General features: G+C 72.6%; 9 protein-coding genes and 1 pseudogene. 6 read left to right on the top strand and 4 right to left on the bottom strand.

The features are described 5' to 3' along the window. Window positions 1–118 precede the first annotated feature (118 nt). The 4 genes from CCN35_RS23565 to CCN35_RS23580 all read right to left on the bottom strand — a co-directional run bounded on the left by CCN35_RS23565 (window position 119) and on the right by CCN35_RS23580 (window position 3,622). Window positions 119–475 carry a hypothetical protein gene (locus tag CCN35_RS23565; protein WP_236560620.1) on the bottom strand — a complete coding sequence of 119 codons (357 nt, stop codon included), beginning with the start codon at window positions 473–475 and terminating at the stop codon, window positions 119–121. A 106-nt stretch (window positions 476–581) separates the two neighbouring features. After that, a complete protein-coding gene (locus CCN35_RS23570; protein ID WP_067394565.1) occupies window positions 582–2,213 on the bottom strand; it encodes a protein kinase domain-containing protein in 1,632 nt (543 codons plus the stop codon). Further along, window positions 2,210–2,953: an FHA domain-containing protein gene (locus tag CCN35_RS23575; protein ID WP_067394562.1), complete on the bottom strand. Its 744-nt coding sequence runs from the start codon at window positions 2,951–2,953 to the stop codon at window positions 2,210–2,212. The genes CCN35_RS23570 and CCN35_RS23575 overlap by 4 nt, the downstream gene beginning before the upstream one ends. A 153-nt stretch (window positions 2,954–3,106) precedes the next feature. Beyond that, complete coding sequence (locus tag CCN35_RS23580; RefSeq protein WP_067394559.1) at window positions 3,107–3,622, bottom strand: hypothetical protein; 516 nt, start codon at window positions 3,620–3,622, stop codon at window positions 3,107–3,109. A gap of 268 nt (window positions 3,623–3,890) precedes the next feature. On the opposite strand from CCN35_RS23580, the gene CCN35_RS23585 reads away from it, so the two are divergent. From CCN35_RS23585 to CCN35_RS23610, 6 genes and pseudogenes are all read left to right on the top strand, one after another. Continuing rightward, on the top strand, window positions 3,891–4,745 hold the full coding sequence (locus CCN35_RS23585; RefSeq protein ID WP_067394557.1) for a bifunctional methylenetetrahydrofolate dehydrogenase/methenyltetrahydrofolate cyclohydrolase: 855 nt from the start codon (window positions 3,891–3,893) through the stop codon (window positions 4,743–4,745). A 49-nt stretch (window positions 4,746–4,794) separates the two neighbouring features. Then, window positions 4,795–5,238, top strand: a complete 444-nt coding sequence (locus CCN35_RS23590) for a DUF3017 domain-containing protein (RefSeq protein WP_385882822.1) — start codon at window positions 4,795–4,797, stop codon at window positions 5,236–5,238. A gap of 412 nt (window positions 5,239–5,650) precedes the next feature. After that, a complete protein-coding gene (locus tag CCN35_RS23595) occupies window positions 5,651–6,892 on the top strand; it encodes a helix-turn-helix domain-containing protein (protein WP_067394552.1) in 1,242 nt (413 codons plus the stop codon). Between the two features lie 485 nt (window positions 6,893–7,377). Beyond that, window positions 7,378–8,367 carry a malate dehydrogenase gene (locus tag CCN35_RS23600; RefSeq protein WP_067394549.1) on the top strand — a complete coding sequence of 330 codons (990 nt, stop codon included), beginning with the start codon at window positions 7,378–7,380 and terminating at the stop codon, window positions 8,365–8,367. Between the two features lie 241 nt (window positions 8,368–8,608). Further along, window positions 8,609–10,327, top strand: coding sequence for a hypothetical protein (locus CCN35_RS23605; RefSeq protein WP_236560619.1), 1,719 nt, complete (start codon window positions 8,609–8,611; stop codon window positions 10,325–10,327). Further along, window positions 10,314–10,496: pseudogene (locus tag CCN35_RS23610) on the top strand (hypothetical protein); the annotation flags it as partial. The gene CCN35_RS23605 and the pseudogene CCN35_RS23610, both read left to right, overlap by 14 nt.

Genomic DNA, 10,496 nt, shown 5'->3' on the forward strand with positions numbered 1-10,496 from the left:
CCGGACCGGCCGGTCCGGCACCGGCCGGATCACCCGGCCCGGACCGTCCCCCGTGCAGCCGCGGCCCCGGCCTTCCCCCCCCCGTAAGGAGGCCGGGGCCGCGGTCATGCCGGGTGCCTCAGCAGTTGGGCAGCGGGTTGGTCTCCGAGGCGATGTCGTTGTCGCTCATCCAGCCCCAGGCTCCGTTGTCCGCCTGGGTGTAGACCCAGCGGGTGGGGTGCGGGCCGCCGTGGTTCTGCCCGCCGTCGAACTTGCAGATGAACCAGGACGGGTTGGAGTACATGCGACCCACGACGGTCCCCGTGTTGGGGCTCTTGTAGACGTTGGCGCCGGTGGCGTTGTTGCAGTACCAGACGGAGCCGCTCTTCCAGCACGGCGACGCCGCCTGGGCGTTGCCGGCCGCGCCGAGGGCGAGAGCGGCGCCGGCGGTGACGGCGGCGGCACCCATGGCAAGAGCCTTGCGGATGACGGTCATGAAGGATTCCCCCTGTTTGTTCCATGAGGTGTTCTGCCACCCCGTGGGGTGGACGGCTCCACGGTGCCGTGGGCGCGGCGGCAGCGGTACCTCGGAAGTCTCAGGGTCACCTCCTGCCCGGTGGGGTGTACTCCTTGAGGTGGTGCGCGACACGGGCGCAGTAGTCGCGGTACTTCGGGGGGACGCCGCCCGCCTCGTTCACCTTCTTGTAGGAGGTCCGGTAGGCGGCGGCGATCAGCACCCGCCGGTCGCCGGGCAGTTCGGGCTCCAGGTGCGAGGCGATGAAGCACAGATAGCGGCCCATGGCCGCGATGGACACGTCGGGGGAGAGGGGCGGCTCGGGGACCGACGCCGCCGGCTGCCCGTCGGACCGCATCCACCAGCGCAGGACACGCGGCGTCCACCGGGCGATGCCGTACTCGTCCCTGGCCGGGTCGGACAGGTCGGGATCGAAGTTGCTCTCGGTCTTCAGCATGGCCGCGATCAGCGCGGGGGTGACGTCCGGGTGCCGGCAGGCGTGCGCGGCGTCGACGATCGGCGGCCGGTAGACGGCGGGGATGCCCCGGTCGGTACGGAGTTCGGAGGCGCCGTAGACGGCCGAAGCGGGTGTCGCCGTCCGCGGTGCGCCCCGGGCGCCGGGCGGGTGGTCCGCCCGGGTGCCGATGCCGTGGCCGAGCACGGCGACGGCGGCCGTGGCGACCACCGCGCCCAGCACGGCTCCGCGGACCCGGCGGCTCCCGGGGAGGCCGGAGCCCCTGGGAGACCTGGGAGAGCCGGAAGTCCCGGAGGCCCTGGAGGAGGTGAGGGCCCTGGAGAGCCGGGAAAGGCCCGGCAGCCGGGGCGCGCGTGCCGTTCCGGCAGCAGCGGCCGTCCGGCGCAGCAGGGCGTCGGTGCCGATGCGGTCGGCGTGGGTGCGGGTCAGGCAGGCGCACACGATCTCCCGCCAGGCGTCCGGGAGTTCGGGGCTCAGCCGCAGTTCGTCCGAGCCGCGGGCGTAGGCGACGGCCGCGTCCCGGCGGGCCGCCGGGGTGCCGCCGGGCAGGGGGAAGGAGCCGGTGAGGACCAGATGGGCCAGGACGCCGAAGGCCCAGACGTCGGCGGAGGGGCGGATCCGGTGTCCGCGTTCGCCGATCTCCGACCACAGCAGCTCGGGCGGGGTGTAGTCGGGGGTGGAGAAGGCCGGCGCGTAGGCGTGGGTGCCCTCGAGCTCGGCGGCCAGGTTGAAGTCGGCCAGGCGTGCCGAACCGTCCGCCATCAGCAGCACATTGGCCGGTTTCAGGTCTCCGTGCACCCAGCCCGCCCGGTGCAGCTGGTCGAGCCCCTCGCAGATCTGTGCGAGCAGCACGGGACCGGCGGCCGGCCGGGGTTCGGCGGCGAGCAGGGCGGCCAGCGAGCTCTCCGCCTTCTCCAGGACGAGCACGGTGGCGCCGTCCAGGCCGGGGCGGTCCGGATCGTCGACGGTGAGGGTCTCGTACATCCGGATCAGCCGCGGGCGGCGCAGTCTGCGGTGCAACGCCACTTCCCGCTCGACGAGCTCCCGCAGATGGGCGAGGCGTCGCGGGGTGCTGGTGCCGGTGGGCAGGAACTTGAGGGCGGCCGTGCGCGGCAGGCTCTCGTCGCCTCCGACGCGGCGGCCCTCGTACACACTGCCGAAGGCCCCGGTGGCGAGGGGACGGCGCACCTCCCAGACGCCGACGCGGTAGCCGCGGGGCACCGGGACGGCATACGGCCCGCTCATCGGGGCTTCCGTCCCGGCGGTTCCCCGAGGACGGCCAGGTCGTCCTCCCGGACCAGGTCGAAGCGCAGGGCCAGGGAGACCAGGGACTCCTTCTTGCCGTTGAGGCGGGGGCCCGTCTCGGCGGTCTCCGGGCCGGGTTTCAGCCGCAGCTTCACGGCCAGATAGTCGATGTTCCACTGCACCGCGGTGCGGGACGCGGCCGGCCAGGTCGGCCGTAACCGTTCCACCACCTGGTCGACCGTGGGCAGCGGGGCGTGCGGGTCATGGCGCAGCCGGGGTTCGCACAGGGCGGCGAGCACCGCGTAGTACCGCTTGCTCCGGTCCATCGAGAAGGCGGGTGCGGTGGGGTCGCCGTCGCAGCCCGCGACGCTCAGATAGTCGTGGCGCGGCGCCCATACGTCGATCGGCAGCAGGTCGCCGGCCGCGGGCAGCACGATCCGGGAGAACTCGAAGGGCACCGGTGCGTCCAGCCGTCCCGGCGCGATCTTGATGTGCTCGCCCGCGCCCTCCGGGTTCTCCACGACATAGGTGTGGCGGGCGGAGAGGTTGCTCAGTATCCAGAAGGTGCCCTGCGCGGTGATCTCCCCGGCCCGGCGGGACACCCCGTTGTGCGCGATCACCAGGTCGTTGTCCGGGGCGGAGCGCCCGAAGGTGAGCCGCTCGCCGGGTGCGAGCCGGAAGCGGGCGTCCGGCTGCTCGCCCTCCGCGGTCGGCGGAGGTACCACGATGATGCTGTACAAGATGTCTCCCCGTGCTTGAACAGCTGCAGAAAACAGACTAGGGGGACATACCGGGGCCGTGTCCCTCCCTCGTCGGGGTGAGACACGGCCCCGGGAGCACCACAAGCGAAGGGCGCGAACCGTTCCGTGCGGAACCGTTCGGGAGCGGAGGCGTCAGTGGCGGGGGCGGTTGAACCACTCCTTGCCCTTGGTGTTGCCGACGAAGACGGCGATCAGGATGCCGAGCACCAGGTGCACGACGCCTGCGATCGTGAACGGGTAGACGGCGAAGACCGCGGTGAGAATGCCGAAGACCAGGGCCGCGACCCGCAGGCCGTTGCCGCCGCTGCCGAACTTCGCCGCCAGGACGGCCGCGAAGACGCCCCACAGCAGGGCGAACACCGCGAAGCCCCACAGCGCACCGGTCGGGTAGTCCGCCAGCTGCTCGAAGGCGGCGTCCTCCTTGGCGCGGTCGACGACCACGGCGCTGAAGGCGAACAGGGCCACCCCGAGGACCTGCAGTCCGACGATCACCCACAGCAGCACCCGGGCCGCGGCGACCGTGCCCTGCGGCGACTGCGGCACCGGGGCACCGTACGGCTGCTGCACGGGCGGGGCCTGCGGGTAGCCGTAGCCGGGCTGAGGCTGCTGCGGCGCTCCGTAGGGGTTGTTCGGGTTGCCGTAACTCATTGCTTCTGCTTCCTCCGTCGGTTACGTGGGGGGACGGCGCGAGGCATCATGCGGAGGAAAAAATTTTTCATAGAAGTGCGACTTGTCCCCCCGATGAGCTGCCCGCAGCACAATGCTGTTCATCGTTCTTTATGAGCAACTTACTTGTCCAGCAGCTTTTCGCAGGTGTTGTGCAAGTGCAACATCGGCGATCAAAGGCTCCGGCGGGGAGGGACCCCGGGCACCCCCGGATTGGAACCGGGCGCCGGTCATCCGCGAGGATGGGAACATGACCGCCCAGATTCTCGATGGCAAGGCCACCGCAGCCGCGATCAAGTCCGATCTGACCGCCCGCGTGGCGGCGCTGAAGGAGAAGGGCGTCACGCCCGGCCTCGGCACGATTCTGGTCGGTGACGACCCGGGCAGCCGCAAGTACGTCGCCGGAAAGCACCGCGACTGCGCCGAGGTCGGCATCGCCTCCATCCAGCGCGAGCTGCCGGCCACCGCCACCCAGGAGGAGATCGAGGCGGTCGTCCGGGAGCTGAACGAGGACCCCTCCTGCACCGGTTACATCGTCCAGCTGCCCCTGCCCGAGGGCATCGACGAGAACCGCATCCTGGAGCTGATGGACCCGGAGAAGGACGCCGACGGTCTGCACCCGATGAACCTCGGCCGGCTCGTCCTCAACGAGCCCGCCCCGCTGCCCTGCACCCCCAACGGCGTGCTGACGCTGCTGCGCCGCTACGGGGTGGAGATCAAGGGCGCCGAGGTCGTGGTCGTCGGCCGCGGGGTGACCATCGGCCGCCCGATGCCGCTGCTGCTCACCCGGCGCAGCGAGAACGCCACGGTCACCCAGTGCCACACCGGCACCCGTGACCTGTCCGCCCATCTGCGCCGTGCCGACATCATCATCGCCGCGGCCGGCTCCCCGCACCTGATCCGCGCCGAGGACGTCAAGCCCGGTGCGGCCGTCCTCGACGTCGGCGTCTCCCGCAACGCCGAGGGCAAGATCGTCGGCGATGTCCACCCGGACGTCGCCGAGGTGGCCGGCTGGCTGTCCCCCAACCCCGGCGGTGTCGGCCCGATGACCCGGGCCCAGCTGCTGGTCAACGTGGTCGAGGCGGCGGAGCGCAGTGTCGGCTGAGGCGGAGGGCACCGGGCGGGAGTCCGCTTCCGCGAAGCCGGAGCCGGACATAGGGACACAGGACCCGGCCGGCGCGTCGCGCGCCCGGGGCGGGCCGCGCCGGACCACGCGTCGTCTTCACCTGTTCACCAGGGACACCGCGCGCCCCGAGGGCGGCGGCCGGGCCGCGCCCGGCGACGCCCCGGCGCCCGCCCGGCAGTGGCCGATGCTGGCCGTGCTGTCCGTGGTCGGGACCGGGCTGCTGACGACCGCCCTCGACGCCTTCCGGGTCGGTCTGCTGCTGGTCGGTGCCGCCCTGATCGGCGGGGCCGTGCTGCGCTGGCTGCTGCCCCGCGTCGGCATGCTCGCCGTCCGCTCCCGCTTCACCGACATCATCACCTACGGCACGCTGGGCGGCGCCATCGTCCTGCTGGCGCTGATGGCCCAGCCCAAGCCGTGGCTGGAGATCCCGTTCCTGGACGACGCGCTGCACTTCACCATTCGCAACAGCTGACGGGATCTCACCCCTGTCCGGCGACGACGGCCCGTCCCCTCCCCCGAGCGGGGACGGGGCCGCCGTCACGGCCCACCCTCCTGCACCGCGGACGGGACGTTCAACGCCTGTCCATGTGCTGTGGCACGGAAGTGACGGTTCCGCCATCGCACATGCCCGAAGGCCCGCTTCTCAGGGGGGGAGACGGGGGCGTTGTGAGGCCGGAGCCCGAGGGTCCCGCGGGAGAGGACCGGGCCGGCAGGGGCCCGGAGCGCACCGCGCGTTTCGGCCCGGACGCTCCTGTGTGCTCCCACCGCGCGACCTGAGATCCTGACAGGGCGCACACCTGTGGGCGGCGGCAGCCAGGACAAGGGCGCGGCACAGGACGTCATGCGCGGGAACAGCCAGCACGTACCGGGGGGAAGGGGACGCGATGCCTCGTTGGAAGGCCCTGCCCGACGAACTCGATCCGCAGATCAAGGAGTTCATGAGCCAACTGCGGCAACTCGTGGACCGCAGCGGCCTGAGCATCGCCGCACTCGCCGATCGCACCGGCTACAGCAGGACCTCCTGGGAGCGCTATCTCAACGGCCGGCTCCTGGCGCCCAAGGGCGCGGTCGTGGCCCTCGCCGAGGCCACCGGCACCGACCCGGTCCACCTCACCACCCTGTGGGAGCTCGCCGAGCGCGCGTGGAGCCGTGCGGAGATGCGGCACGACAGCACCATGGAGGCCATCCGGATCTCCCAGGCGCGTGCCGCGCTCGGGGAGGCCGGCGGCGACGCCCCCGGCGCCGAGGCCAACGGGAGCAGGACGTCCCGCGAAAGCGGCGGTGCCACGACGACCGCACGGACCCCGAAGGTGCCCGCACAGCCGACGGCGTCCGACGCCGACGCCCGGGAGGGCACGGCGAAGAAGTCCGCGCCGGCCTCCGCCTCCGGCACACGGACCCCGGCGAGCGGCAACTCCTGGAACGTGGCCGGTTACCGGGGGCCGTCCCGGGCAGGAGGGCGTCCTCCCGGGACCAAGGCGGCACCTCCCCCCGCACCGCTCCGGCCCGGCGGCCCCGGGCACACGCAGGGCCTGCCGGCGTCCCCGGGCCCGTACGCCGCCACCACCGCCCTCCCGGGCCCGCGCGGCGGCTCCCCGCAGGCCTCCCCGCCCGCCTCCGGCGGTGCCGCCGGAGGGCGCGGGCAGCCGGTGCTCATGTTCTTCGCCGGCCTGGTCGCCGCCCTGGTCCTGATCGGTGTCGTCTTCTCCTTCTCCGGCTTGGAAATCAACCTGAACGCCGGCGGTGCGAGCGCGTCGCCGTCCCCCTCCGGCACCCAGCCCGACCTGCCGCCCGGGGTCAAGTGCAAGGGGGACGGCTGCACCGGCAAGGACGCCGAGCGCATGGGATGCAGCGGCGAGCGGGCGACCACCGTCCGGAGCGTCACCGTCGGCGCCACCTTCCTGGAGATCCGCCACAGCGAGACCTGCGGCGCCGCCTGGGCCCGCATCACCCGGGCCGTGCCGGGCGACGAGGTCCAGGTCACGGTCGGCTCGCACAAGGAGACCGGGGGCATCACCAAGGACGGCGAGTCCATCGCGTACACGCCGATGATCGCGGTGAAGGACGCGGCCCAGGCGACGGCGTGCGCGACGCTGGTCTCGGGCCAGCGGGGGTGCACCCCGTAGGGATGCGCCGTGCGGACCGGGCCGGCTTGCGGCGAGCGGGTGCCGGACGGCCGGCGAGGAGGCCGGGGACAAGGAGCCGGGGAAGGAGCTGAGGGAGGGCCCGGTGGAGGGCCCGGCGGAAGAAGGGGCGCCGGACAGGCATGAGGATCACCGCTCGGGGCATACGGATGTCACCCCCACGGGAGTTCCGGTGTTCCGGCAGTCCCCCCCGCGGCGGCCGTCCTCGGTGCCCCTCCGCCCCTTCTTTCCGGACGGCCGCCCCCGGTGCGTCCTGCGCGCCCTGTACGCCTTGTGCGCCACATGGCCGCCCTGTGGGCTGGGCCACAGGGGTCCGGCCGACCAGGATCCCGCGGAGGCGATAGCCTGACGAGCGGATCTCTTGACGCCAAGAGATCGATCATCTCCCGGTGATCGGTCATCGCGGCGGCGGGATCCCCAACCTGGGGCAGGGACGCCCCACCGCCAGCTGTCATACGGAGAACGCCATGACCCGCACTCCCGTGAACGTCACCGTCACCGGCGCGGCCGGCCAGATCGGTTACGCCCTGCTCTTCCGCATCGCCTCCGGCCAGCTGCTCGGCGCGGACGTGCCGGTCAAGCTGCGGCTTCTGGAGATCACGCCGGCGCTGAAGGCCGCCGAGGGCACGGCCATGGAGCTGGACGACTGCGCGTTCCCGCTCCTGCGGGGCATCGACATCACCGACGACCCGAACGTCGCCTTCGACGGCGCCAACATCGCCCTCCTCGTGGGTGCCCGCCCGCGGACCAAGGGCATGGAGCGCGGCGACCTGCTCGAGGCCAACGGCGGCATCTTCAAGCCGCAGGGCAAGGCCATCAACGACCACGCCGCCGACGACATCAAGGTCCTGGTGGTCGGCAACCCGGCGAACACCAACGCGCTGATCGCCCAGTCCGCCGCTCCGGACGTACCGGCCGAGCGCTTCACGGCCATGACCCGCCTGGACCACAACCGTGCGCTGACCCAGCTCTCGAAGAAGACCGGTGCGGCGGTCTCCGACATCAAGCGCATGACCATCTGGGGCAACCACTCCGCCACCCAGTACCCGGACATCTTCCACGCCACGATCGCCGGCAAGAACGCCGCCGAGGTCGTCAACGACGAGAAGTGGCTGGCCGAGGACTTCATCCCGACCGTCGCCAAGCGCGGTGCCGCCATCATCGAGGCCCGCGGCGCCTCCTCGGCCGCCTCCGCCGCCAACGCCGCCATCGACCACATCCACACCTGGGTCAACGGCACCCCCGAGGGCGACTGGACCTCCATGGCCGTCCCGTCCGACGGCTCCTACGGCGTCCCGGAGGGCCTGATCTCCTCCTTCCCGGTCACCTGCAAGGACGGCGCGTACGAGATCGTCCAGGGCCTGGAGATCAACGACTTCTCCCGCGCCCGCATCGACGCCTCCGTCAAGGAGCTGGAGGAGGAGCGCGAGGCGGTCCGCAACCTCGGCCTCATCTGAGCCGTACGGCTCCTTGCGCCCCGCACGGGCCCCGTTCCGGTTTCCCCGGAACGGGGCCCGTGGCCGTTCACCGCCGGTCCCGTGCCGCCCGGCGCCCGACCCGGCACGACAGGCGCGATGTGTCGCGCCTCACCTTGCACCCTTCTTGACAATCCACTTCCCGGTGGACTTGCGCTCCCCTATGCTGATGCTCCGTCACCTCACTGACCGTCACAGGTCATTCACGCCTCGGGGGAACCGCGTGAGCACTGCCTACGTACCGCAGCAACCCCGGCCCACCCGGACCGGTGCGTCACCGGAGCCTCCGCCCACGCCGCCGTACGCCAGTGAGGCCACCCGGCTGCTGTGCGTGGGCACCTATCTGGACCCCGCCTTCCGGGACCGGGTGATCGAGGAGCTGCACCTCAACGAGCAGCGGTTCGTGGCCCCCTCGCTGGGACTGGACGTGGCCCGGGTCCTCGCGCACGCGCTGCGGGCACGCCGCATCGAGCTGCAGTGGGCCGGCGCGATCCTCGCCCTGTGGGCGGCGGGCGCCGCCCTGACCCGGGGACTGCTGCTGATCTTCGCCCTGCCCGGGCTGCTGATCGTCCTCGCCGGCTGGGGCCGTGCCCGGGGAGCGCCGCGGTGGCGGCTGCCGGCGTCCCTCCTGCGCTGCGCGGGTGGCCTTCTGTCGGCGGGGCTGCTGTTCCTCGTGCTGAGGGCCGCGTTCACCGGCCATCCGATCAGGGTCTGGCAGGCCTGGGCCGTCCTGGTGACGCTCGCGCTCGTCGGCGTGTGCGAGCGCGCGCGGCGCGACCAGCTCGCCAGGGCCCTCACGGGCAGCCTGTCCCGGGAGGCGTTCCCCGACGCCGCTGCCGACCCCGCCGAGCGGGGCGGGGGACCGCGGTTCCAGCGGCTGAAGGACCAGATCCGCCTGGAACAGCACTCCCCGCTGGTCATGTACCACGAGGCCCGGCCGTTCTGCGGGGCCGGCGAGGCCCGCGACACCTGGGTGCTCGCCGTGGAGCTCAAGCCGGACGACCTGAAGAAGGAGCAGCGCCCCCTGAGCAACCGCGCGATCCTGGACAGCATCCGGCCCCGGCTGGAGCAGCTGCGGCTGCCCGCCGAACACGCGGAGCGGGCCGGGCTCACGGTCCGCGACCGGCTGCGCCGGCTGGAGATCGACGAGTGCGTGTTCCTGCCGGCGGAGGGGGAGCGGAGCCGGGCGGAGGCCCCCTTCCACCCGGAGGCCGTCGCGGAGCACTGTGCGCGGGCGGTGGAGGAGGGCGGCGAGAAACGGCGGCACTTCCTGCGCATCCGGGTCGGCGGCTGGGAGGAGGAGCTGGTCGTCACGGTCTTCGTGCGCGTCCACACCCAGGGCCGCATGCTGGTCCTGGAGATCGCGCCGCACGTCCTGCTGCCGGTGCGCGAGGACTTCAAGGAGGCCCCCCACAGCCTCCAGCGGAACACCCCGGTCGGCAGGGCGGCCGAAGCCGCCCTGCATGTGCCCGGCTCGGTGCTCATGTCGCTGTACCTCATGGGCCGGGCCGTGATGTACGTGCTGCGGATGCTCACCGGCGGCTATGCGCAGGCGCTGCCCGACGGCCCCGCCCTGTCGGTGCGGGAGCTGGGCTCGGCACCGGACGGTTCGCAGTTCCAGACCATGGACGTCTCCCGCTATCTGAAGAGCATTCAGGACCGTGTCGCGAACGGTGTGCGGGCGGCACTGGCCGACTTCGGCTACCAGACCGGCGAATTCGTGCAGCAGATCAACAACATCAGCAACGGTGGCGTGCACATCGGCCGGGTGGAGGGCAGCACCTTCGCCGTCGGCGAGCACGCCTCCGCCTCCACGACCGCCGGCGGCCCCGTGCCGCGGGAGGACACCGGCGCGCGGGAGGGTACTGGACGGCAGGAGGGCTCCGTACTGCAGAAGGGGTCCGAGCCGCAGGAGGGAAGGGGCAGCGATGACCACGAATGAGCCGTCCGTCACCATCGGCGACGTCTCGCACAGCACCTTCGCCATCGGCAGCCACGCACGCGCCGAGAGCCGGCACCAGGCGGCCGAACGCGACCCGGCCGCCGGGGAACTGCTGGCGGCGGTACGCGAACTGCGCGCCGACCTGGCCCGGATCCGGGCCAGGTCGGCG

The organism is Streptomyces thermovulgaris (assembly GCF_002155915.1).
Classification (GTDB): Bacteria; Actinomycetota; Actinomycetes; order Streptomycetales; family Streptomycetaceae; genus Streptomyces; species Streptomyces thermovulgaris.

What these genes read in the sequence shown, in the direction of transcription:
- CCN35_RS23565 (WP_236560620.1), bottom strand. Translation starts at nt 475, where the DNA reads ATGACCGTCATCCGCAAGGCTCTTGCCATGGGTGCCGCCGCCGTCACC.
- CCN35_RS23570 (WP_067394565.1), bottom strand. Translation starts at nt 2,213, where the DNA reads ATGAGCGGGCCGTATGCCGTCCCGGTGCCCCGCGGCTACCGCGTCGGC.
- CCN35_RS23580 (WP_067394559.1), bottom strand. Translation starts at nt 3,622, where the DNA reads ATGAGTTACGGCAACCCGAACAACCCCTACGGAGCGCCGCAGCAGCCT.
- CCN35_RS23585 (WP_067394557.1), top strand. Translation starts at nt 3,891, where the DNA reads ATGACCGCCCAGATTCTCGATGGCAAGGCCACCGCAGCCGCGATCAAG.
- CCN35_RS23595 (WP_067394552.1), top strand. Translation starts at nt 5,651, where the DNA reads ATGCCTCGTTGGAAGGCCCTGCCCGACGAACTCGATCCGCAGATCAAG.
- CCN35_RS23600 (WP_067394549.1), top strand. Translation starts at nt 7,378, where the DNA reads ATGACCCGCACTCCCGTGAACGTCACCGTCACCGGCGCGGCCGGCCAG.